At 41.2% G+C, this 22,736-nt stretch carries 21 protein-coding genes; 14 read left to right on the top strand and 7 right to left on the bottom strand.

Translation table 11 applies throughout. From position 1 onward, the window contains the following. Positions 1-85 precede the first annotated feature (85 nt). Both BM375_RS00325 and BM375_RS00320 read left to right on the top strand, forming a co-directional pair. Positions 86-1,567 carry an alanine/glycine:cation symporter family protein gene (locus BM375_RS00325; protein WP_093363545.1) on the top strand — a complete coding sequence of 494 codons (1,482 nt, stop codon included), beginning with the start codon at positions 86-88 and terminating at the stop codon, positions 1,565-1,567. Continuing rightward, complete coding sequence (locus tag BM375_RS00320; protein ID WP_212611592.1) at positions 1,552-2,892, top strand: Na+/H+ antiporter NhaC family protein; 1,341 nt, start codon at positions 1,552-1,554, stop codon at positions 2,890-2,892. The genes BM375_RS00325 and BM375_RS00320 overlap by 16 nt, the downstream gene beginning before the upstream one ends. Positions 2,893-3,074: 182 nt before the next feature. On the opposite strand, the gene BM375_RS00315 is transcribed toward BM375_RS00320, so the two are convergent. Continuing rightward, positions 3,075-3,734: a YceH family protein gene (locus BM375_RS00315; RefSeq protein ID WP_093363182.1), complete on the bottom strand. Its 660-nt coding sequence runs from the start codon at positions 3,732-3,734 to the stop codon at positions 3,075-3,077. Positions 3,735-3,843: 109 nt separating this feature from the next. Between BM375_RS00315 and BM375_RS00310 the strand changes: the two genes are divergently transcribed. From BM375_RS00310 to BM375_RS00290, 5 genes are all read left to right on the top strand, one after another. After that, the gene (locus BM375_RS00310; protein WP_170852568.1) at positions 3,844-4,749 is read left to right on the top strand and encodes a histone deacetylase family protein; all 906 of its coding nucleotides are present in this window, start codon (positions 3,844-3,846) and stop codon (positions 4,747-4,749) included. 718 nt (positions 4,750-5,467) lie between these two features. Further along, the gene (locus BM375_RS00305; RefSeq protein ID WP_093363180.1) at positions 5,468-6,550 is read left to right on the top strand and encodes an efflux RND transporter periplasmic adaptor subunit; all 1,083 of its coding nucleotides are present in this window, start codon (positions 5,468-5,470) and stop codon (positions 6,548-6,550) included. A 33-nt stretch (positions 6,551-6,583) separates the two neighbouring features. Further along, complete coding sequence (locus tag BM375_RS00300) at positions 6,584-9,745, top strand: efflux RND transporter permease subunit (protein ID WP_093363179.1); 3,162 nt, start codon at positions 6,584-6,586, stop codon at positions 9,743-9,745. Between the two features lie 12 nt (positions 9,746-9,757). Next, the gene (locus tag BM375_RS00295; RefSeq protein WP_093363178.1) at positions 9,758-11,197 is read left to right on the top strand and encodes a TolC family protein; all 1,440 of its coding nucleotides are present in this window, start codon (positions 9,758-9,760) and stop codon (positions 11,195-11,197) included. A gap of 119 nt (positions 11,198-11,316) precedes the next feature. Next, positions 11,317-11,823 (top strand): GNAT family N-acetyltransferase, encoded by a 507-nt coding sequence (locus BM375_RS00290; RefSeq protein WP_093363177.1) that lies wholly within the window; start codon positions 11,317-11,319, stop codon positions 11,821-11,823. A gap of 34 nt (positions 11,824-11,857) precedes the next feature. Here the strand turns inward: BM375_RS00290 and BM375_RS00285 are convergent, their stop codons facing one another. The 3 genes from BM375_RS00285 to mazG form a co-directional block, all read right to left on the bottom strand. After that, positions 11,858-12,472 carry a deoxynucleoside kinase gene (locus BM375_RS00285; RefSeq protein ID WP_093363176.1) on the bottom strand — a complete coding sequence of 205 codons (615 nt, stop codon included), beginning with the start codon at positions 12,470-12,472 and terminating at the stop codon, positions 11,858-11,860. A 131-nt stretch (positions 12,473-12,603) separates the two neighbouring features. Beyond that, positions 12,604-13,602, bottom strand: coding sequence for a tryptophan--tRNA ligase (trpS, locus tag BM375_RS00280; RefSeq protein ID WP_093363175.1), 999 nt, complete (start codon positions 13,600-13,602; stop codon positions 12,604-12,606). Positions 13,603-13,660: 58 nt separating this feature from the next. After that, positions 13,661-14,464: a nucleoside triphosphate pyrophosphohydrolase gene (gene mazG, locus BM375_RS00275; protein WP_093363544.1), complete on the bottom strand. Its 804-nt coding sequence runs from the start codon at positions 14,462-14,464 to the stop codon at positions 13,661-13,663. A gap of 346 nt (positions 14,465-14,810) precedes the next feature. On the opposite strand from mazG, the gene BM375_RS00270 reads away from it, so the two are divergent. The 6 genes from BM375_RS00270 to BM375_RS00245 all read left to right on the top strand — a co-directional run bounded on the left by BM375_RS00270 (position 14,811) and on the right by BM375_RS00245 (position 20,035). Continuing rightward, complete coding sequence (locus BM375_RS00270; protein ID WP_093363174.1) at positions 14,811-15,134, top strand: hypothetical protein; 324 nt, start codon at positions 14,811-14,813, stop codon at positions 15,132-15,134. Positions 15,135-15,263: 129 nt separating this feature from the next. Beyond that, positions 15,264-15,824: a DUF1543 domain-containing protein gene (locus BM375_RS00265; protein ID WP_093363173.1), complete on the top strand. Its 561-nt coding sequence runs from the start codon at positions 15,264-15,266 to the stop codon at positions 15,822-15,824. 48 nt (positions 15,825-15,872) lie between these two features. Then, positions 15,873-16,433 (top strand): Crp/Fnr family transcriptional regulator, encoded by a 561-nt coding sequence (locus tag BM375_RS00260; RefSeq protein WP_170852543.1) that lies wholly within the window; start codon positions 15,873-15,875, stop codon positions 16,431-16,433. A 71-nt stretch (positions 16,434-16,504) separates the two neighbouring features. Further along, on the top strand, positions 16,505-17,899 hold the full coding sequence (locus BM375_RS00255) for a TolC family protein (protein ID WP_244525778.1): 1,395 nt from the start codon (positions 16,505-16,507) through the stop codon (positions 17,897-17,899). Between the two features lie 6 nt (positions 17,900-17,905). Continuing rightward, positions 17,906-18,862, top strand: coding sequence for an HlyD family secretion protein (locus tag BM375_RS00250; protein ID WP_093363171.1), 957 nt, complete (start codon positions 17,906-17,908; stop codon positions 18,860-18,862). A gap of 12 nt (positions 18,863-18,874) precedes the next feature. Further along, complete coding sequence (locus tag BM375_RS00245; protein WP_244525777.1) at positions 18,875-20,035, top strand: ABC transporter permease; 1,161 nt, start codon at positions 18,875-18,877, stop codon at positions 20,033-20,035. Positions 20,036-20,294: 259 nt separating this feature from the next. On the opposite strand, the gene BM375_RS00240 is transcribed toward BM375_RS00245, so the two are convergent. From BM375_RS00240 to BM375_RS00230, 3 genes are all read right to left on the bottom strand, one after another. Next, positions 20,295-20,822, bottom strand: a complete 528-nt coding sequence (locus BM375_RS00240; RefSeq protein ID WP_093363170.1) for a YceI family protein — start codon at positions 20,820-20,822, stop codon at positions 20,295-20,297. A gap of 106 nt (positions 20,823-20,928) precedes the next feature. Next, positions 20,929-21,135, bottom strand: coding sequence for a DUF6965 family protein (locus BM375_RS00235; RefSeq protein ID WP_093363169.1), 207 nt, complete (start codon positions 21,133-21,135; stop codon positions 20,929-20,931). A 103-nt stretch (positions 21,136-21,238) separates the two neighbouring features. After that, the gene (locus BM375_RS00230; protein ID WP_093363168.1) at positions 21,239-22,090 is read right to left on the bottom strand and encodes a hypothetical protein; all 852 of its coding nucleotides are present in this window, start codon (positions 22,088-22,090) and stop codon (positions 21,239-21,241) included. Positions 22,091-22,538: 448 nt separating this feature from the next. Here BM375_RS00230 and BM375_RS17070 point away from each other — a divergent pair, with 448 nt between their 5' ends. Further along, on the top strand, positions 22,539-22,715 hold the full coding sequence (locus BM375_RS17070; protein WP_170852542.1) for a hypothetical protein: 177 nt from the start codon (positions 22,539-22,541) through the stop codon (positions 22,713-22,715). Positions 22,716-22,736 lie beyond the last annotated feature (21 nt).

Genomic DNA, 22,736 nt, shown 5'->3' with positions numbered 1-22,736 from the left:
ATCAAAAAAATTAGGAATCTTAGTCAAAAAACCCTTTCTTTATCCCCCAAGTAAAAAATTAAACTAATTATTGAACGATTCCTTTATGGAGAGTATAATTAAAACAATTTCAAATTTTGTCTGGAGCGATTTCTTTATCTATTTATGTTTATTCACGGGACTTTATTTTTCTATACGTACGGGCTTTTTACAAGTGACCTATATCAAAGAAATGGTTCAGTTACTCTTTAAAAAGCGAGAATCAGATAAAGGCATTTCCTCTTTTCAAGCCTTTGCTCTGGCTATCTCAGGGCGGGTAGGAACAGGTAATATCGTAGGGGTCGCTACAGCGATTTTTATGGGCGGTCCCGGCGCTATATTTTGGATGTGGCTTATTGCTTTCTTGGGATCCTCTTCTGCTTTTGTTGAAGCTACATTGGGACAACTTTATAAACAGGTGAGAGGAGGTGAGTTTCGTGGTGGCCCTGCGTATTATATCGAGAAAGGTCTTGGTGTTAAATGGTACGCGGTACTCTTTGCCGTTATTACTATTTTAAGTACGGGCTTTCTGTTGCCGGGGGTTCAGAGTAACGCTATCAGCGGTACGATGTCAAACGCATTTGGTATTGAGAATACGACCTGGACATTGGGAAGCTTTGAACTTCCGATTAGTTGGGTTGGGATTACTGTGATTGTATTATTGGCGATTATTATTATCGGAGGTGTGAAGAGGTTGGGACAGGCTGCGGAGTATATTGTACCGCTTATGGCCGGGGCTTATATTTTGATGGCATTGGTTATTATTGGGTTGAATTTTGGGCAGATACCTGCTGTATTCAAACTTATTTTTACTTCGGCATTTAGTATGGATGCCACTTTTGGAGGTATTGTTGGGATGGCCATAGCTTGGGGAGTTAAGCGAGGGGTTTACTCCAATGAAGCTGGTCAAGGTACTGCACCGCATGCAGCCGCAGCAGCAGAGGTGAAGCATCCGGCACAGCAAGGTTTGGTGCAGGCGTTTTCGGTATATGTCGATACTCTTTTTGTCTGTACAGCCACAGCGTTGATGATTTTATTTACCGGTATGTACAATGTGGGAGAGACCTTTGATGCTAAAGGGGATGCTGTAACTTATGTCACGGAACATATTTCTGGAGTGGGAGCGGATGGATTCACGCAAGCAGCAGTAGCGGATCATTTCCCAGCATTTGGTCACAAATTTGTGGCAATAGCGTTGTTCTTTTTTGCTTTTACGACCGTCATGGCTTATTATTACTATGCGGAAACCAATATTGCCTATATATTTAAAGGTAAGAGTGCCAAAGGAGTTATTTGGATTTTGCGTATAGTATTTCTTTTTGCAGTATATTTTGGAACGGTTCGTACGGCGAATCTGGCGTGGGATTTGGGTGATATCGGTGTTGGTTTAATGGCCTATGTTAACTTAATCGCAATCCTATTGATGAGCAAAACGGCATTGAAAGTCTGGAATGACTACAAAACGAAACGCAAAGCGGGTATTAAGGATCCGGATTTTAACCCTAAAGAACTGGGAATTAAAAATGCGGATTTTTGGGAGGAAAAGTAGGAATGCAAAAGGGGAATTTTTGGGCTTTATTGCCATTGATTGTATTTGTGGTCATTTATTTTTCGGGATCTTTATACCTGAATGACTTCTACGCTATTCCTACATTGGTTGTATTCGTTTTTTGTCTTTTTATAGCGCTCTTTCAGTCAGCTAAAAAGCCTCTTGCTGAAAAATTGAAACATTTTGCAAAAGGTTCTGGCGATGAGAATATCTTGGTGATGATTCTTATTTTTTTGCTGGCCGGTGCGTTCGGAGAATTATCCAAGGCCATTGGCGGCATTTCCTCGACTATTAATTTTGCTCTTTCTTATGTAAGCCCACAGTTTATTATCGCTAGTCTATTTCTGGTCGCTTGTTTCATATCAACTTCTTTGGGTACCTCTGTTGGTACTATTGTTGCACTGGCTCCAATTGCCGTAGGACTGGAGGACAATCTGCCTGGATCGATGGCTCTGTCGTTGGCAGCTGTGATTGGTGGGGCTATGTTTGGTGATAATCTGTCTTTTATATCCGATACAACGATCGCGGCTACGCGAACGCAAGGAGTAGGGATGCGAGATAAGTTTCGGGTAAACTTTCGGATTGTTTTTCCTGTCGCTGTTATCTGTTTCTGCTTATATGTAGGCCTTGGGTTTTGGTCTTTTGGGGAAGGAACCAATATAGTGGTAGGAGAATCTAGCTTTGTGAAAATAATTCCTTACATATTGGTGTTCGTCATTGCGTTGTTGGGCGTGAATGTTATCTGGACTTTGGGGATTGGTGTTTTATCAGCTTCATTGGTTGGTCTTGGAACAGGATCCATCAATTTTTTGGAGGCCTTGCAAGCTATCAACATCGGTTTTGCAGGAATGTTTGAGTTGAGCTTGCTCTGTCTGATTATCGGCGGTATTGTCGGAATCATTCGATATAATGGCGGTATAGAATTTCTGCTGCACCAAGTGTCTAAACGTATTAAAAATGCACGGGGTGCCGAGTTGGGTATCGCTTTTTTAACGATGCTTGTGGATATTTGTATTGCAAACAATACGATAGCCATCGTTATCGTAGGACCTTTAGCCAAAGATATTTCTGATAAAAATCAGCTAGAACCAAAGCGGGTTGCAAGTATTCTGGATACGATGTCTTGTTTTGCACAAGGGATAATCCCCTATGGTGCACAGATGTTGGCGGCACTGGCTGCGGCAAAGATTTATTTTGAACAGCAAGATAATCTGCAAGCCATGATTTCTCCCTTGGATATTATCCAATACCTTTACTATCCATTCCTTATTGGATTAGCAACAATATTATTTATCTTGTTTAGGAAGCGGAAAGCTCTTAGTTAATATCATGCTGTGCCTCGGCTATTAAGACGAGGGTGTCCGAAAAGTCCGCCGTCATTGTCATTGCGAGGAACGAAGCAATCTGATGACGGTAAAAACGCAGATTGCTTCGTCATTTTTCCTCGCAATGACGCGTTTTTTTTAATGATTAACAACCTTTTCGGACATCCTCTTCTCTTTTTCTTCTACCTCAATTGATCCATCAAGCCATCAAATTCCTGTCGCAATTGAGCAAGTTGCTCCTCTAAGCTTGCTACCCGGTTTTCTAATTCTTGTACCTTGGTTGAGGAAGTACCATTGCCATGATCAGTAGAAAAGCTTTCCTCTTCTTCATTTACTTCGCCCAGAAGGTGTACATAACGAACTTCTTTTTGGCCGGGGCGTTTCGCTAATTGTTGGACAAAAGGAGGTTCATTTTCACTTAAACGGTTTAATACTTCCTGAACCTCTTCTATACTTTCAAAATCAAACAAGCGACCGGCATTGGTGTTGATTTCTCCTGCGGTGAGTGGTCCGCGAAGAATGAGTAGGCATAAAGCTGCCAAATCCTGCGGGATGAGTGGGTATTGTATTGCCAGATTATGTTTGTACTTAGTTACACGGCTACCGCCACCAACTACTGTTGAAATTAATCCTCGCTTTTTCAAAGTGTCCAGCGCTTGGATAATGGTGTTCTCATCGTACGAAACAACGGGCTTGCGGGATGTCTTTTGGTTACAGGCAGCTTGTAAGCTGTTTAACGTCATCGGGTAATATTCAGGTGTGGTTTTAGATTTTTCCAATAGAGAGCCCAATACCCGTAGTTCTTCAGCACTTAAAATAGGTAAACTGTTATTTTCTTCCATTCTTCCTTGCTTTGTGGTTAATTCTGACCGAATATAGAAAAAATCACGGGTTTTTGAAATAGGTTTTCGTTCGGCAGAACTTTTCTTAACTTCGCAGGAAGTGAAACACCTGTTGCGAATCGCCCATCATCCAGCTTATGTCCATCCTCTCCGTGAAGGACATCGTTTTCCAATGCTCAAATATGAACTTATCCCTTTGCAACTCATGCGCGAAGGTGTGGTGCAGGCTAATAGCTTCTTTGTGCCAAAACTGGCGATGAAAGAAGTGATTTGTTTGGCGCATGATGGACAATATGTTCAACATTTGCTTGACCTTAGTCTGGATGCAAAGATGGTGCGCCGTATAGGTTTTCCTTTGTCAAGATCTTTGGTGGAAAGAGAATTGTATCTGGTTGATGGAACGATACAAGCTTGCCATTATGCAATGGAGAATGGTGTAGCGTTTAACACGGCGGGAGGTACACATCATGCGGGGAGAGATTTTGGAGAAGGTTTTTGCCTGCTGAATGACCAAGCTGTTGGAGCAGCCTATCTGGTGGAGAAAGGTATCGCAAAACGGGTACTGATTATCGATCTGGACGTACATCAAGGAAATGGTACCGCCCATATTTTTGAAGATAGCTCTTCTGTATTCACCTTTTCCATGCATGGAGACAAGAATTTCCCGTTTATTAAAGAGCGTTCATTTTTGGATGTTCCGTTGGTAGATGGAATAACAGATGAAGTTTATCTCGCCTTGCTAAAACAACATCTCGATACGCTGTTTGCCTCCATTCAGCCTGATTTTGTATTCTACCAAGCAGGTGTGGATGTGCTGGAGACCGATAAATTAGGCAAACTAAAACTTACAGCAGAAGGTTGCAGTAGGCGTGATGAGATGGTGTTTAGGTACTGTCACGAACGCAGTATCCCGGTACAGGTTAGTATGGGAGGTGGATATTCTACGCATATCAAGGATATCGTCAATGCCCATGTGGAGACCTATCGCATAGCGGTGAATGTCTATGGGTTTTAAATGGGTTGAGTCTCAATAATAGTAGGTAATATATAGTGCGATGCTAAGTATGGGATAGCCCAATCATGACACGTAACAGCAAGTTTACAAACACGACAAATATAGCATTTTGAAATATTTCACTTTTTATTACCTTTGCTCCGTCGAATGAGTAAACGTTTCAAAAAATATATGGCGTTCATCTTGCTACTCCTGCTACAGATAATAGGGAGTGCGGACTTGTACACAGCCCTATGTTTTTCATCGATTTCAACCTCTGCAACCGAAACCCACCTCCACGCCCCTCATTCACAACAACATCTCACTTCACAGCATACCGTATATAAACTTTCTAGTCCACTTTTTCACAAAAACATATCAGAAATTATTCAAGATAGTGATATCGATTTAAGTGGTAAATTATCATACGCAAAAGTCACGCTGATTCTTGTTGTTGGTTTTTTGTTGTGTGCTTATGAATTATGTTTACGGAACAGAATCTTGTCTGGATTCTGTGAGAATAACCCCATTTATTCTTCTTGCAGATATATTCTCTATTCCAATTTTAGAATTTAGGAGGATTCCTACTTCGAATCTTACGACATTACAGTAAATAGCATTACTTCCGGTAACGTGCAACGAGCAGGCTTGCTCCGGGATGTCGGTCTATTTTGCTGTTTCGCAAATATTTCCATTTGCGTCAATTAACGTGATAATAATTTCTATATTAAAATAATCCATGAGATACAACACCCTTTCATTATGGATGGTAGGTGGTTTGATGACCTTTTCCGCCTGCCATACCGAGACAGAAAAAGAGGAAGAAACAACCTTTTCCGTAACCTCCCCGGTGATTAAGGACACAACGATTACCAAGCAATATGTCAGTCAGATACGTGCTATCCGACATATTGAGATACGTTCGCAGGAACGCGGATTTTTAGAACATATCTATGTTGATGAAGGACAGTATGTTCATAAAGGACAGTTGTTGTTCCAGATTATGCCAAAGATATATCAAGCCGAATACCTTAAGGCAGAGGCCGAAGTGGAGGCCGCTATGCTAGAAGTACGTAACGCCGAAACGCTATCTGAAAAAAATATCATCGCGCCAAACGAACTGGCGCTCACAAAAGCAAAACTCAAACGGGCAGAAGCAGAAATGGAACTGGCGAAGACACATTTGCAGTTTACTAAAATTGTAGCACCTTACGACGGCTATGTCGATCATCTGGAACTCAAACTTGGAAGTCTGGTGGATGAGGGGGAATTGCTGACCTCATTGTCCGACAACAAGCAAATGTGGGTGTATTTCAACGTGACGGAAAGCGAATATCTCGATTTTAAGTCGCATGAAGATGAACAAGATATGAACAATGTGAAGCTGTTGTTGGCCAATCATGAAACCTTTTCAGAAATCGGGAAAGTGGAAGCTATCGAAGCGGATTTCAATAACGAAACAGGAAACATCGCCTTCCGGGCAACTTTTGCGAATCCTGCTAATTTGCTCCGAAATGGTCAGACCGGAACGGTATTGATGCCAATACCCATCCATCACGGTGTGATTATCCCTCAAAAAGCGACTTTCGAAATTATGGATAAAAAATACGTCTACATTGTCGATGGGAACGGTACGGTGAAGTTAACACCTATTACGGTTAAGGCCCAGCTTCCGGATCTCTATATTCTGGAAAATGGTTTGGTGGGGACAGAAAAAATATTGCTGGAGGGCATACGGAAAGTCCAAGATGGTGATAAGATCAAAACCCGCTATGAAGAGCCCAATAAAGTATTAAGTGCGCTAACCTTACCTAGCGAATAAGGAGCAAATTGTGTAACGTTTAAAAACAACATTATGTTTGAAAATTTTTTAAGACGCCCTGTTTTAGCTATCGTCATGTCCATTGCCGTTGTGCTGATGGGATTGTTAGCCATAAACAGCTTGCCGATATCTCAATTCCCGGATATCGCTCCACCGGTAGTCGTTGTTAATATTGCCTATCCGGGCGCGAGTGCCAATGTCCTTACCGAATCTGTATTGATTCCGATGGAAAAAGCGATTAACGGAACGCCTGGCATGAAGTATATGACCTCGGATGCGACAAGTGCCGGTGAAGCGGCTATTATGGTGTATTTTAATCTGGGGACAGACCCTAGTCTCGCCATGGTCAATGTTAAAACACGTATAGAACAGGTTACGAACAATCTTCCCGAACTCGTACAGCGTGAAGGATTGGTGGTGAGTTATACTTCGCCGAATATGTTGATGTATGTTAATGTGTTCAGTAAAGATCCTAATGCTGATCAGAAGTTCCTCTATAACTTCGCCAATGTCAATATCATCAATGAAATCAGCCGTTTGGATGGTGTCGGTAGTGCCAAGATCTTAGGTAGCCGTACGTATGCGATGCGGGTATGGCTAAATACGGATCGTATGCGTGCATACAACGTATCGACCGAAGAAGTGATGGAAGCTATGGCTAAGCAAAGCATTATCGGAACTCCGGGCCGGTTGGGACAAAGTACCGGTAAGCGTTCGCAGGCCTTAGAGTATGTGCTGACCTATCAGGGACGTTATAATAAACCGGAACAATATGAGAATATTATCATCCGTGCTAATCCGGAAGGTGAGAGTATTAAGCTGAAGAATGTCGCCGAGGTTGAACTCGGAAGTGAGTTCTATGATATTTATTCGAATTTAGATGGGCTTCCATCCGCGTCCATCACGCTAAAACAGACCTACGGAAGTAATGCCAACGAGGTAATCAAAGAAGTCAAAAATAAACTTGAAGAAATCAAAACTTCTTCTTTCCCTCCGGGTATGGACTATAAAATTACATACGACGTATCCAACTTCTTGGATGCTTCTATTGATAAAGTTATTCATACCTTGGTAGAGGCCTTTGTTCTGGTTGCATTAGTGGTGTTTATTTTTTTGGGCGACTGGCGGTCTACCTTGATTCCGATTATCGCTGTGCCCGTGTCTTTGATTGGTGCATTTTTCTGTATGCAGGCATTTGGGCTGACGATAAACTTGATTACGCTATTTGCACTGGTACTTGCGATCGGTATTGTGGTCGATAATGCCATTGTGGTTGTCGAGGCCGTGCATACCAAGATGCATGAGAAGCACATGCACGCCTATCCGGCAACGATGGAAGTAGTCAAAGAAATCAGCGGTGCTATTATCGCCATCACGTTGATGATGACGGCCGTGTTTGTACCTGTAGCATTTATGACCGGTCCGGTCGGTGTGTTTTTTAGGCAGTTTTCCATTACGATGGCCAGCTCGATTGTCATTTCCGGTTTTGTTGCGTTGACGTTGACGCCGGTACTTTGTGCCATGTTGCTCAAAAATCAACACGGCAAACCGAATAAAAGAAGCCTCATGGATAAGTTGTTGGACGGCTTTAACAAACGTTTTGAGCGGACGACGACACGTTATGCCTTATTGATGAAACGCATTGTCAACCGTCGCGGAATCACTTTCCTCTTATTTGCCGTGTTTGCTGTTGCGATATGGATAACGAGCGGAACATTGCCCTCCGGATTTATTCCTAATGAAGATCAGGGGATAATATATGCAATCGTACAGATGCCGCCTGGATCTACATTGGAGCGTACAAATGAAGCTACGGCACATCTTCAAAAGATTGCGGAACATATCGATGATGTCGCATCAGTAACCGCTTTGGCGGGATATGAAGTGCTGACCGAAGGTCGTGGTTCCAATGCAGGAACGTGTCTGATCGAGTTAAAAGGCTGGTCAGAAAGAAAACATACGGCACCAGAGATTGTAGAGGAACTGGAACACCATACCAAGGAAATAACAGGTGCTACTATCGAATTCTTTGGTCCGCCTGCGGTACCGGGTTACGGTGCTGCCGGAGGTTTTTCGATGCGTCTGCTTGATAAGACAAATTCCGACAACTACAAGGAATTGGAACAAATCAATGATGAGTTTATGCACGCACTCGAGCAACGTAAGGAACTTACAGGTTTATTTACGTTCTTTAGTGCCAACTATCCGCAATACGAACTAGAGATCGATAACGAAGCCGCTATGCAAAAAGGGGTCGATATTGAGACTGCAATGAATAATCTGTCGATCTTGATAGGAAGTACATACGAACAAGGATTTATACGGTTCGGTACTTTCTATAAAGTATATGTGCAGGCAGCTCCTGAACACCGTGCATTGCCGGATGATGTTATGAAGCTATATGTGAAGAATAACCGGGATGAGATGGTGCCTTATTCGGCGTTCATGAAAATGAACAAGACGCACGGATTGAACGAAATCACCCGCTACAATATGTATCCATCAGCTTCCATTAAAGGAGAACCGGCGGCAGGTTATAGTACGGGCGAGGCCATTAAAGCCATACAGGAAGTGGCTGCGCAAACGCTTCCGCGCGGATATGACATCGGATGGGAGGGACTGACCAAGGATGAGGCTGCCCGTGGAAATGAAGCGATCTATATCTTCGGTGTCGTCTTGGTTTTCGTCTATTTGGTATTGGCCGCGCAATATGAAAGTTTCCTTATCCCATTTGCCGTTGTGCTTTCACTGCCTGCAGGCGTCTTTGGAACTTTTTTTCTGTTAAAATTAATGGGCTTATCCAATGATGTTTACGCACAGGTGGGACTGGTTATGCTTGTCGGGCTTTTAGGTAAAAACGCCGTGTTGATTGTCGAATTTGCAATGCAGAAAAATGCACAGGGCTTATCGGTATATAAATCCGCAATCCACGGTGCACGGGCACGTTTCCGCCATATTCTGATGACTTCTTTTGCTTTTATTGCAGGGATGATTCCGATGTTGTTTGCACATGGTCCTGGTGCCATCGGTAATAAGACGATTGGCGCTGCCTCTGCGGGAGGAATGTTATTAGGGACGCTGTTCGGAGTCATCATCGTACCGGGGCTTTACTTCCTTTTCGGCAGCATGGCAAATAAACGCAAATTGATTAAGCACGAAGAAAAAATGCCCTTATCGGAGCGAATAGAGAATTAGAATTATACGAAAATGAAAAGAAAACATAAAATATATACTCTCTTATTGTCGGTGTCTGTCATGGTCGAAGGGTGTCATGTCCCGAAGATAGTTTCTCAGGAAGTCAAAGCTGATCTTCCAGAGGAATATAGGGGAGATGGTACTGCCGACACGACAAACTTGGCCAACATCGATTGGAAGAGTTACTTTAATGACCCTTATTTAGGAAATATTATCGATACGGCGTTGCAGCATAATCAAGAACTGCTCATCACGATGCAGGAGATTGAAATATCGGCCAATGAGGTTTCGGCGCGTAAGGGTGAATATCTTCCTTCGGTAGGTGTTAAGGTCGGTGCAGGTGCAGAAAAACGTAGTGAGAATACGCCATTAGGGGCAATGGAACGCCAGGTAGATATTCGGGAAGGGAAAGAAAACCCAGAACCTATGCCCGAACTGGGCGTCGCCTTGGTGGCTAATTGGGAAGTTGATATCTGGAAGAAGCTGCGGAATGCAACCAAATCGGCACAACTTCATTATCTTTCTTCGATTGAAGGCAAAAATTTCATGGTGACCAATCTTGTAGCTGAGATTGCAAGATCGTATTACGAGCTATTGACCCTAGATGAACAGGAACGGATTATTCAGCAGAATATCAAATTACAAACACAGGCATACGATATTGTAAAGGTTCAAAAGGCTGCGACACGTGTCAATGAACTGGCCGTAAAAAAGTTTGAAGCTGAACTGCTAAAGACGCAGAGTCTGCAATATGAGGTGCAGCAAAAGATTGTGGAAACAGAAAATAAATTAAACTATTTGGCAGGGGTTTATCCACGGCATATTGAAAGAAAGCAGACCGATTTTGCGACAGGATCCGGCTTGATGTCATTAGCTGCCGGTATTCCGAGCCAGCTTCTTACAAATAGAGCCGATATACGGCAGGTGGAGTTGGAAATTGCTGCTGCAAACTTGGATATCAAAGTTGCCAAAGCCCATTTTTATCCTTCCATCGGTATTTCTGCTGCAGTAGGTTATCAAGCTTTTAATCCAGCTTATCTTTTGAAAACGCCGGAGTCATTGGCTTATTCCCTTTTCGGGGACTTAATGGCACCTTTAGTGAACAAAAATGCGATCAAAGCCGAGTATAAGAATGCAAATGCGAAACAGATACAAGCTGTTTATACATACGAACAGACGATACTGAATGCGTATGTTGAAGTCGCTAATCAGTTGGCAGGCTATCAGAATATCACGCAAAGTATCCATTACAAAACGAAGCAGGTGGAGGTGTTGGATCAATCGATAAACATTGCTAATGATCTCTTTAATGCAGCGCATGCCGAATATATGGAGGTGCTGATGACACAACGGGATGCTTTGGAAAGTAAAATGGATCTGGTTGAATCCCAAAGGGATCAATACATGGCTAAAGTCAATCTTTATAGAGCCTTAGGAGGTGGGTGGCATTAACCATCCACCTTGCTTTCATTTGAAAGTTTAAAGTGTGGTACGTCTTCTATAAAATAGGAGAGTACCACACTTTATTCTAAATTTATGGCTATATTACACAAACAAATAAGCAATAAATCATGGAGTATATCTTTAGGAAAGCTACCCAAACCGAAATCCCCCAGATATGGGATATTTTACAACAGGCCATTGTAAGAAGAAAGGAAGATGGCAGTACGCAATGGCAGGATGGTTACCCTAATACGGAAGTAATTACACGGGACATTGAAAAAGGAGTAGGACATGTATTGACTTTTGGTGATGTGATTGTGGGATATTGTGCCGTGCTGATTAACGATGAGCCAGCTTATGCAGAAATAGAAGGGCGATGGCTGACCGATGGTGATTTTGTGGTGTACCACCGTGTCGCAATCGCTGATGACTACTTGGGAAAAGGTCTTGCGAAGAAGATGTTACGCTTTGTTGAAGAATTTGCCAGAAATCATGGGATAGATAGTGTTCGGGCAGATACCAATCATGATAATTTTGCTATGCTAAGTATTTTTGAGCGATTAGGTTATGTTTATTGCGGTGAGGTATATTTCCGGGGTAGCGCACGAAGAGCGTATGAAAAGGTGTTGACATAGGCAAATGTTCGGTTTGTTTTAAGGGAATTTTTCCTTAAAACAAACCGAACATTTCAGCCTCTATTTTTTCAATGATTTTACCCAAATCTTCTGGATTATTGGCGAAATCCAAATTGTCTTTATCTAATATTAAGAGCTTGCCTTCTTTGTAATTGCCAATCCATTTTTCGTATTTCTCGTTCAATTTTGATAAATAGTCCAAACGTATAGCCGACTCGTAGTCCCGACCGCGTTTTTGAATATTGTTAACCAAAGTAGGGACGGACGCACGAAGGTAGATCAGCAGGTCTGGTGGTTTGATATAGTGTACGATGCTTTGGAAGATGTTGCTATAATTCTCAAAGTCCCGAGCACTCATTAGCCCCATGTCGTAAAGGTTTTCTGCAAAGATGTAAGCATCTTCATAGATCGTACGATCCTGGATCATATTGATACCGCGGTTCTGCAAATCAACGATATGTCTGAAACGACTATTTAAGAAGAATATCTGGAGGTTGAATGCCCAGCGTTTCATATCGCTGTAGAAATCTTCCAAATAGGGATTGTTTTCGACCGCCTCGTACTGTGGCTCGAAATTCAAATGGCGGGCAAGCCTTTCCGTAAGGGTCGTTTTCCCTGCTCCAATATTACCTACAACGGCTATATGCATAATTAAGTAAAAAGTTAAAAAAGAGTAAAGAGCCAAGAAGAAAAAGCAAAGATTGAAGAATGGGAACTTTTTACCTGTATACAGGCTGGAAATTCTACATTTTCAAATCTTCAAATTCTCCCATGCTCAAATTAATATAGTCTTCTGATACCAATAATTTCGCGTACTTCACGAATGGTTTTCTGTGCACTGGCACCTGCTTTTTCAGCTCCTAAACGAATGACTTTCTTGATATATTCCTCGTCCGCAGAGATTTCCTGTATGCGCGAACGAACAGGTTCTGTAGCTGTGATCATGTCTTCTGCCAATTGCTTTTTCATGTCGCCATAGCGGATTTCACAGCGATTGTATAAATCGTCAAAATGCTGAACAGTATCTGGTGTGGATACTACTTTCATTAAGTCGAAGAGGTTCTGTATCGTTTCCGGTTTTGTCTGATTCATTTCTGTAGGCCCTGAATCTGAAACAGCACGCATCACTTTTTTACGTATCACTTCCGGTGAATCGCTCAGATAGACACAGCTTGCTTCCCCATTCGATTTTCCCATCTTTCCGTTGCCATCCAAGCCCGGGATTTTGACTAATTTATCGCTATATGAAAATGCAAATGCTTCCTTGAAATATTCTACATCGTACAGGCGATTAAAACGATTGCCGAAAGTACGGGTCATTTCCAAATGTTGTTCCTGGTCTTTACCTACCGGCACCTTTGTTCCATGATGGATAAGGATATCACAGGCCATAAGTACAGGATAAGTCAATAAGCCGGCGTTTACATTGTCTGGATTAGCACGTACCTTGTCTTTAAAAGCTGTAGCACGTTCCAACTCGCCCAAATAGGCATTCATATTCATGTAAAGATACAATTCAGCTACTTCCGGAACATCCGATTGTACATAAATGGTCGACTTTTCAGGGTCGATTCCTGCGGCTAAATATTCCACAACCACTTCCCGAACTGTGCGGCTTAAATCGCCGGGAGTAGGGTGGGTGGTCAGTGAATGTAAGTCAGCTATAAAAAAGAAGCAGTTGTAATCATCTTGCATTTTCACAAAATTGCTCAACGCTCCGTAATAGTTTCCTAAGTGTAATTTTCCGGTACTTCTGATACCGCTAACAACAGTCTCCATATTGTCGCGAATTTACGATTAATTGGGCATTAAATGAAACAATTCTCCCAGAGAATGACTATAAGCCTTTTGCCTCATTCCAGTACACATCCATTTCTTCCAAGCTCATGTCTTTCAGCTCTTGTCCGTTTTCCTGTGCTCTTTTTTCTAAATGGTTGAACCGGAATATAAATTTCTTATTGGTTCGTTCCAATGCATTCTCGGGGTTAATGCCGATATGACGGGCATAGTTAATGAGTGAAAACAATAAATCACCAAATTCGGCTTCTGCTTTCTCCTTATTGATTTCCTGTGCTGAGCCAATATTAAATTCATCTTTGAATTCTTGAAGTTCCTCTTCGACCTTTTCCCAAACTTGGTTTTTATCGGACCAATCAAATCCTACTCCACGTACTTTATCCTGTATGCGGTAGGCTTTCACTAAAGCGGGCAATCCTTTTGGAACTCCTGAGAGAACCGATTTATTGCCTTCCTTTAATTTGATCTGTTCCCAGTTGCGTTTTACGTCCTCTTCATTGTTGACCTCAGTATCGCTATAGATGTGGGGATGGCGCGCTATAAGCTTATCGCATACAGCATTGAGGCTATCCACTAAGGTGAACTCTCCCTGCTCATTGGCTATTTTTGCATAAAACACCAAATGCATCATGACATCACCAAGCTCTTTTTTAATTTCGGCATAATCTTTATCCAAGATGGCATCTGTTAATTCGTACATCTCTTCAATGGTCAGATGCCGAAGTGATTCCATTGTCTGTTTTCTGTCCCAAGGACATTCTACGCGGAGCGTATCCAAAATGGTTGTCAAACGCTCAAATGCCAATCCTACGGTATGCTGTGCTTCTGGTGCTATATGTGCCATGTGTTGTTTCCTGTTATTAATTTTGGTGGTAAAATTACGCATTTATGAATTGATAAAAACCGTAAGGGCTAAATGATTGTTTTAAAGTTGAAGATAGCAAAAGAAGACTTCGGAAGTCTCATGTCACTTCGTAACGTTAAAATAAAGCTTACAGTAATCGGCTGTAGGCAATAAGTTCTAAATAAACTATACAGATGCTTACGGTTTATAGCTTACAGCCACAAACTTTAAAATAAAAACCTATAAGGTTTGGTTATATATCCATGAGAAAAACGGGGGCTCACGAACACCTCCGTATCTTGAAAAACCTTATAGGTTGAAATAGAAAACTTTAAAATAAATAATTATGGAACAGACAAGGCATAACTACGAAACAGCGGATGTGGCTTTAGCCAAATTACAAGAAATGGGGTATACCATTGACTTTAATGTGGAATTTGATGAAATCTCACAAGATGCCGATGATTATACCATAGACTATCTATACCGCTATGAAGGAGAATCCAATCCAGATGATGAGTCTACTGTGTATGGAATATCCAATAGTCAAAATGGACGAAAAGGTGTATTTGTGGCAGGTAACCTTTCTTTAATCGAGGGGAAAAAACGAGATATTATTCTTAATTTAGAAATTAAATATAAGAATAGAGTACATGACAAAACTCAATAATTAACAAAAAAGCGTCATTGCGAGGAAGCATGACAAAGCAATCTGCTTTTTTGATGTCATTAGATTGCTTCGTATTCTCGCAATGACGAGGACATTTTTGTCATGTACTAAAGTATAATAAGAATAATAATGTCTAAAACACTTTTTATGGTATTGATGGGTTGTAAACCATCAGGGCGACACACAGAACAGCATGATATTTTCTTTGGCGTTGCAGACTCAATAAATGGATTGGTTCCAGCGATGAAATCGTCCTGGCCAGATGCTGGGAAGATGCATGTGGATGTATGGCGTCCAGTAACCCGAGTCGACGGATATAGGGTTGAGGTGTGCCCTCGTGCTGAAATCGGGGAGGAGTCTGGTGAGCTGAAATTATTTTTTGTGAATTTAGGGGGCTATAAGGATAACGATTTTGAAGAATATCATTATAAACAACTGATTGTTGCTAAAGATATAGATGAAGCCTCCCGAAATGCAAAACAAAGCCCATTTTACCACCAACATATTTCACCGCACATCGATGATAAATACGGTATAGATGTGGATGATGTATATCCGGTTGAAGACATCATGGACGAAAGCTCCCGTCAACAATTCGGTATTGTATTGACCGCGGCCGCGGATGGAAATACCGTGGAAGATAAGCTTCATATAGGCTATCTTAAATTTTCGGATTTAGAGAAAATTTAATTTATAGCTTTCCTTCTGCATTACGTTAAAATGCCTTATTTTAGCGTAATGCAGCTTATTGTATACCTAAGAACAAATTTTGGACTCTCCAATGAGGTGCTTCAGCAGATAGATGAAGCAAGTACAACCAAGGTATATCCTAAAAAGGAAATCATTCTACAACCGGGCCACTATTCCAAAAATGTTTATTTCGTGCAAGAAGGATTGGTACGCATGTTCTACCCCAAAGGAGGAAAGCATATCACACATTATTTTTTTCCGGAGATGACATTTGCCGGAGCGACCGATAGCATGTTTTACGATAAGCAATCCATATATGGTATAGAAGCGGTGGAAACCTCTACCGTAACACGTATCCCGCTTTCTGTAATCATGAAACTGGCTGAGGATACCATCGCTGTTAATCAATTAATACAAACTATTCTAGTGGAAGCATTGATGGGTTTTTCATCACGCTTGCAAAGTCTACAATTTGAAACAGCGCAAGAGCGCTACCAAAATTTATTAACACAGCATCCCGGTATCCTGTTGCGAGCACCATTAGGGGACATCGCGTCCTATTTGGGTATATCACAACAGACACTGAGCGTTATTCGTGCTCAGCGATAGTGCTTTTTTAAGATATCTGAAAAAAATTAAACATTCTTTTACCGATTTTTGTTTCACAATAAATAACTGACATGATGAACAAAAGATGGAGTTATGCAATGCTGGGGATTTTCTGCTTATTTGCAGGAGAAAATCTCTATGCACAAACAATTATTGAACCTCAGCTCAAAACCGTTATTCAGAATGCGTTCCAAGCTAATAAAGATTTGAAAGTCAAATCCATGGATGCCAACAAAACCTTGTTGGAAGCTGATGAAGTCAGAGCAAAAAAGCTTCCGCATGTGGCGGCTACCGGTTTATATGGGTATACACACAATAATGGAAGTCTGGATTTGCCGACACTCAATCTGCCAGCACTGAATCTAGGATTATTTGAAGGAGCCACGGATTTTACCATGACTTCTCAAATAGCCTATGCCGGTATTTCCGTAAGGCAGGTGATTTTTTCGGGTTTACAAATCCCCAATGGACAGCGTGCTTTGCAGGAAAAATCAAAAGCACAAGGCTACCTCATGGATGCGAGCCGTGAAAGTATAGCAAAAGATATTTTAGCTTCTTTCGACCAATTGATGCTATTGGATGAAGTCGAAAAACTGATTGTTGACTCTGAAAAACGGTTGAAGAAGGAACAGGAAAAGGTAAACAAAGCTATTGCCAATGGTTTAGCTATTCCTTACGATCGTGATAAATTAAAATTAGCCTTGCTCGAATTGGAAGAGAAAAAAGTTGAACTCACCGGAAATAGAGAGCTGCTACAAAAAAAGATACAGCAGGAAGCTGGTCTGGCTGTAGCGGATATTCAAGCTATCGTTTATCAGCTTTCTCCTATTATGCTGGAAGAGATGCCCACGGATGTACAGGAGCGCTCCGAACTGAAAGCGTTGGACGCCTCGGCAAAGGCCATGGAATATCTATATAAGAAAGAGAAAGGAGCAGGTTTACCTACTGTGTTTGCTTTTGGTTCCGCAAACTATCTAAATATTTTCGATAGTAACATTAAAATTAAGGATAAACCTGTTGTCGGAGATATCAACCTATCTACCAATCATCTGAAAGGCCGGCCAAACCTTATGGTAGGTTTAGGTGTGAAATGGGATATCTTTACAGGAGGAGAGCATAAATCGAAAATCAAACAGGTTCAACTGGATCAGGCGATTAATGAAACAAAACGTGCGGATGCGGAAGAGAAGTTAACGCTTCTGCTTGATAAGAATAAATTGTCATATAATACCAGTAACCAAAAGTTGCGTGTAGGAGAACAGCAAGTTAAGGTCGCAGAAAACAACCTAAAAATGGCTTCCCGACAATATGAAGCCGAACTGATTGACGTGACGGAATTGTTGGCTACAGAAAATGACTGGTATAAGGTCAACTTGGCATATTATAGTAGTGTTTTACAACAGCGTTTATCTGCAGTGGAGCTGTTACATAGTTCAGGTAAATTGTTGGATACCATATTAGAATAATACATCATGAAAAGAATATACATCATCCCGCTTATTTTTACATTTTTTGCTTGTCAGCAGGACAAGAAAGAGAAGACATTGGACGGTAAGGTCGAACGCGAGCAAATTACCGTAGTGACCAAAGTGCCTGGAAAGGTAGAGAAAATTTTGGTCTCTGAAGGCGATTTTGTCCACGCAGGTGATACCTTAGCTATTTTAGATATTCCCGAGGTGGATGCGAAAACAGAACAGGCCAAAGGCGCTTTGCAGTCGGCTGATGCCCAATATAATATGGCCGTTAAAGGAGCAACTGCTGGGCAGTTGACCCAATTGCAAGCTAAAGTAGATGGATTGACAGAGCAATATAATTTTGCCAAAAAATCCATTGAGCGATTGGATAATCTTTTAAAGGACAGTTTGGTGTCACAACAGAAATACGACGAGACCTACGCGAAGTACCAAGGTGCTAAGAATCAATATCTAGCTGCTCAAGCGGAGCTTGCCGAAGCAAAAGAAGGAGCTAGACGCGAGCAACAGATGATGGCTCTGGGGCAGAAAGAGCGGGCAAAAGGAGCGGTGTCCGAAGTGGAGGTTGCGGCACGGGAGAAATACCTTATTGCACCGCAGGATATGAGCGTGGAGACTATTAATCTTAAAGTGGGAGAGTTGGCCATGGCGGGGTATCCTATTGTCAATGGCTATATCCATAATTCGGTCTATTTCAGATTCACACTAGCAGAAGACCATATTGCAAAGGTGCAGAAAGGCAAAGAGGTAACGGTAAAAGTCCCTTATCAGAATAATAAGGAAATCAAAGGTAAAGTGGTTGCTATAAAGGCCTTGAATGCTTACGCCAATATTGCAACGGCTTACCCGGATTATGATAATCAATTGGCTTTGTTTGAGGTTAAGGTCGTGCCGGAGGATTTCTCCACGACAGAGGACATTCTGACAAAGACCATGGTGACTTTACATGTAGAATAAAAGGCAAAGGTTGTGAAGAAATTTATAGCATTATTACAACGGGAATTCAAGCTGTTCTTCAACAACAGTGTATTATTAATGTTGTTTGTGGGCGCACCTATTTTATATGGCGTGTTGATAGGTCATGTTTACCAAAAGGGTAAGGTTACCGAAATGCCAATCATTGTCGTGGATGAAGACCATGGCCCTATGAGTGAGACTTTCATCAATATGCTGAATGATAATGAAAGTATTTCCATTGCGGAGATATTGCCTTCCCTCTTCAATTCTAAGGATATTGCCTTAAAGCATGAGGCAACTACGATTGTACATATACCGAAAGGTTTCTCTTCTGGCATACAGCAGAATCGACTTCCTGAGGTAACCATTTTTGTAGACGGAGCTAATACGTTGACCTCTAACACCGCCATGATGGCTGTCAATGTATGTGCGATGACCATGAAGGCAGGGGTGCAGATTCAATCACAGATGAAAAGAGGTGTGCCAGAGTATGTAGCCACCCAGCAATATGAACCTTTTAAGACTACTATTATTAAGCAGAATATAAGAAGCGGAAATTACTTGTACTTTATGCTTCCCGGAGTATTGATTACAGTACTTCAACAGGTCTTGCTGTTGGGATTGGCTCTATCATTTGCTTCAGAGTTTGAAAGCAATAGTTTCCGTGAACTGGTGCAAAAAATGCCGAATGCCTTTGGACTTATCATGGTGAAAATCTTGCCTTATATCTTGATGTCTATAGGTATATTTGTATGGTATTGGGCTTTGGGTAAATACTATCAAATGCCTTTACAGACTGACTTCTGGTGGTTTACCCTCTGTTCCTTTGTGTTTTTGCTTGCCGTATGTTTTATAGGGATTTTGGTGAGCGTCATTCTTCCTTCACAGTTGAAAGCTACAGAGATTCTGATGGTCATTGCTACACCGGCTTTTATTATCAGTGGTTTTACATGGCCATCCAGTTTGATGCCTGTTTGGGTTCAAGCTATTGCCAATGTCATTCCCTCTACGCATTACTTACGCATATTCCGCCTGATGTTTATACAGCATGCTGAGAATTACCATACATACACGGCTCTGTATTATCTGATAGGGATAGCTTTGGTTTCCTTTTTGGCAGCATGGATCGTGCTTAGTGTGAAAGTAAGAAAGGTACGGAAGGAATTGGTTTAAAAGCCGGTTATGATCTGTAAAGGAAAGATGTATAATAATCTGTTGTGTATTAGCACTTTTTTGTCATCCTGAGGCTTCGACAGGCTCAGCCTGACATTCGTCGAAGGATAGACATGTCGCTCCTCGACAAGCTCAGAGTGACAATTAGAAGACTTTTTATTTCAGAATGTGCAATAGCTTATAACAATAAACAAAAAGTGCCATTATTACGTTGTTGAAACCCCGTATAATGGCACTTTTTTAATATAAACTTGAAGAGTTACGCAATAACAAATTGTAGGTCTGCTTGGAATTTCACTTCATCACTCAGCATAACCCCGCCAGTTTCCAATACAGCATTGTACGTCAACCCAAAATCATTACGATTGATTTTTCCAGTAACTGTATAACCTGCTTTTTGGTTGCCCCAAGGGTCTTTTGCCAATCCTCCAAATTCTACATCAAAAGCAACGGAACGGGTTACGTCTTTAATTGTTAAATCACCGGTGATTTGATACTCGCCATCGCCTTTATTCTCAATAGCTGTAGCTTGAAAAGTGATGTTCGGAAAAACTGTTGTATTAAAAAAATCTTCGTTTTTAAGATGTGCGTCGCGATCTTTGTTTTTGGTATCGATGCTTTCGACCTTAATTTCAGCTAAGATTCGTGTCTGATCGGATAGTGTTGTATCCGCACTGTCTACCGTCACTTGAAAATCTTGGAACTGACCCTTCACGGTAGAAATCATCATGTGTTTTACTTTAAATTCGATTTCGCTATGCGCGTTATCTAAATTCCATGTTGCCATATTTATTTCTTTTTTGTTTTGTTCTTATGGAAACAAAAGTAGAAGAATAAATAAGGGTACGCATTGATGTATGTTAAGAAATAAAAAAAGTCAAGAATAACCTGATTTATCGGGTTGCTTCATAGAATTTCAAGAGACGTAAATAAGCGGGACATTTGGAGAGCTCCTTTTTCCAAGCCTCGGCTTCTATGAACTGAACCTTCAGAAACTGATCCACATTCTCTGTAAGAGTCTGGTCTATGCTGAGTTTGATAGGGAGTGTGTATGTTTTGCCTGTTGTTAGTAATGCTTGTTTCAATTCGTCTATCGTCATAGCTCAAAGGTAGGAAAAAAGACAGAATAATAGTGATGAAAGTGGCTTATAAGCGCTCCAAAGTAGATTTCAAAACACAATGTTAACTGACCTTTCCCTTGGATTACTTTTCATTTGTAGGAATATCTTCTCCATTTCCTTTCATACTTTTACCTGCATATTTCTCCAATATCTCTTTGGTTGCAGCCTTTAATGACCTATCCATAAATTCTGGATGAAATCCGTGCCCTATTGTTGTAAAGAATTCTACATGGTTATCAATTTTCGAATACCAAACCCTTTTTTCATGCCGTATGGTCAATGTATCTGGTCGAGTGATCTTTCTGAAGGTATGGAGTACCCCTGGATTGAGCGCGATGGTATTGGGATAGTTGTCTTTACAGTGTACAGCAATATACTGCTCATCCTGCCATAACATACATTGCTCGGCTTGCCAATCAATTATTCTAAAACATATCCCCAACCCTAGAGCTGCTGAACCGATGGCGTATACGACACTTTTTTTTCTTTTATAAAATTTGTCCTTAAAATCATTGACGATCAGTACATCATTGTTTTTTTGAGGTTGATTATTAGATTTAGCTTCTTGGTCAGTGGGATAGTCGCATAATATAGTACCTCCCTCTTCTTTTTTTGACCAATCATTTAGACGAAATGGTCTTGGTTGGAAGTCAATCAGCACTGCTAACAACTTGACTAGATTTTCATCTGTAGTTTTTGTTCTGCCGATAATAAAATACTGCAACGTTTTTAATTTTTCAGGCTCTGTCCGGTTGATTGTTCGCTCTAAATCATCAACATTCCCATTGGATACAAAGACACGTTCAAAAACTTTGGTATCATCCACATTAAGTCCCTCATTTAACCGCACCAAACAATATTTCTTGAGATTAGCTGGAGAAGGATTGCTCAACCAACTATCTAACAAATCTTGCGATTTTTTTTTCTGATACATTTTTAATACGCTATTTCTGAAAAGGTCAAATGAAGTCATGTCTCAAAATTAAATTCTACATCGATCGGAAAAATACGGAAAACCGTAATGATAATGTTGACTTGGCTGGTTTCTCGTTTGTACCATAACAGTAGAAAATTTAGAAAGGGATTAGAAAGGATAGAAAGACTGGAAAATTGCACACCTGAGCCCTCAGTCACCCCATAATTTTGCTTTCGTAATCCAATGATATCTCCATTGGCTTCGGTCAGTTAAAGATACAAAATAGATTATAAAAAGAGAAGATGTCGCGGTAGTCTTTAGCCGGTTTGGGAAGCAGTTACTGACTCCCGCGATAGACACTCACACTTCCCAAAAAATTCAGAAGGCCTTCTGAAAACAATCGTAGCAAGCCCGTACATGGAGTACGGGGACCTACCAAGTTTTTGACTTTTAAATTTTTTGAAAAATGTGGTATTTAATTTTAGCACTTTTATTTGGCCAAGGCGGTCAAGCAAATCAGTCTGGTAATAACGGTCAGCCGACTACACAAACGACTAATAATGACAATGGAGGAACAACAGGTGGTGAAACAAGCACGCCTCGCCCACCACGCCCACCAAGACCTTCGAATCCAGAAGGATAACATTCAATATGTTTTTTTAGA

It is taken from the genome of Sphingobacterium wenxiniae (genome assembly GCF_900116225.1).
Taxonomy (GTDB): Bacteria; Bacteroidota; Bacteroidia; order Sphingobacteriales; family Sphingobacteriaceae; genus Sphingobacterium; species Sphingobacterium wenxiniae.
Note: the sequence above shows the minus strand (reverse complement) of the source record. Positions and strands in the feature narration are given on the sequence as shown.

Bases quoted from the DNA above. Each gene is read 5' to 3' on its own strand.
- BM375_RS00325 (WP_093363545.1), top strand. From the start codon at position 86: ATGGAGAGTATAATTAAAACAATTTCAAATTTTGTCTGGAGCGATTTC.
- BM375_RS00315 (WP_093363182.1), bottom strand. From the start codon at position 3,734: ATGGAAGAAAATAACAGTTTACCTATTTTAAGTGCTGAAGAACTACGG.
- BM375_RS00305 (WP_093363180.1), top strand. From the start codon at position 5,468: ATGAGATACAACACCCTTTCATTATGGATGGTAGGTGGTTTGATGACC.
- BM375_RS00300 (WP_093363179.1), top strand. From the start codon at position 6,584: ATGTTTGAAAATTTTTTAAGACGCCCTGTTTTAGCTATCGTCATGTCC.
- BM375_RS00295 (WP_093363178.1), top strand. From the start codon at position 9,758: ATGAAAAGAAAACATAAAATATATACTCTCTTATTGTCGGTGTCTGTC.
- BM375_RS00290 (WP_093363177.1), top strand. From the start codon at position 11,317: ATGGAGTATATCTTTAGGAAAGCTACCCAAACCGAAATCCCCCAGATA.
- BM375_RS00285 (WP_093363176.1), bottom strand. From the start codon at position 12,472: ATGCATATAGCCGTTGTAGGTAATATTGGAGCAGGGAAAACGACCCTT.
- trpS (WP_093363175.1), bottom strand. From the start codon at position 13,602: ATGGAGACTGTTGTTAGCGGTATCAGAAGTACCGGAAAATTACACTTA.
- mazG (WP_093363544.1), bottom strand. From the start codon at position 14,464: ATGGCACATATAGCACCAGAAGCACAGCATACCGTAGGATTGGCATTT.
- BM375_RS00270 (WP_093363174.1), top strand. From the start codon at position 14,811: ATGGAACAGACAAGGCATAACTACGAAACAGCGGATGTGGCTTTAGCC.
- BM375_RS00265 (WP_093363173.1), top strand. From the start codon at position 15,264: ATGTCTAAAACACTTTTTATGGTATTGATGGGTTGTAAACCATCAGGG.
- BM375_RS00260 (WP_170852543.1), top strand. From the start codon at position 15,873: ATGCAGCTTATTGTATACCTAAGAACAAATTTTGGACTCTCCAATGAG.
- BM375_RS00255 (WP_244525778.1), top strand. From the start codon at position 16,505: ATGATGAACAAAAGATGGAGTTATGCAATGCTGGGGATTTTCTGCTTA.
- BM375_RS00250 (WP_093363171.1), top strand. From the start codon at position 17,906: ATGAAAAGAATATACATCATCCCGCTTATTTTTACATTTTTTGCTTGT.
- BM375_RS00240 (WP_093363170.1), bottom strand. From the start codon at position 20,822: ATGGCAACATGGAATTTAGATAACGCGCATAGCGAAATCGAATTTAAA.
- BM375_RS00235 (WP_093363169.1), bottom strand. From the start codon at position 21,135: ATGACGATAGACGAATTGAAACAAGCATTACTAACAACAGGCAAAACA.
- BM375_RS00230 (WP_093363168.1), bottom strand. From the start codon at position 22,090: ATGTATCAGAAAAAAAAATCGCAAGATTTGTTAGATAGTTGGTTGAGC.
- BM375_RS17070 (WP_170852542.1), top strand. From the start codon at position 22,539: ATGTGGTATTTAATTTTAGCACTTTTATTTGGCCAAGGCGGTCAAGCA.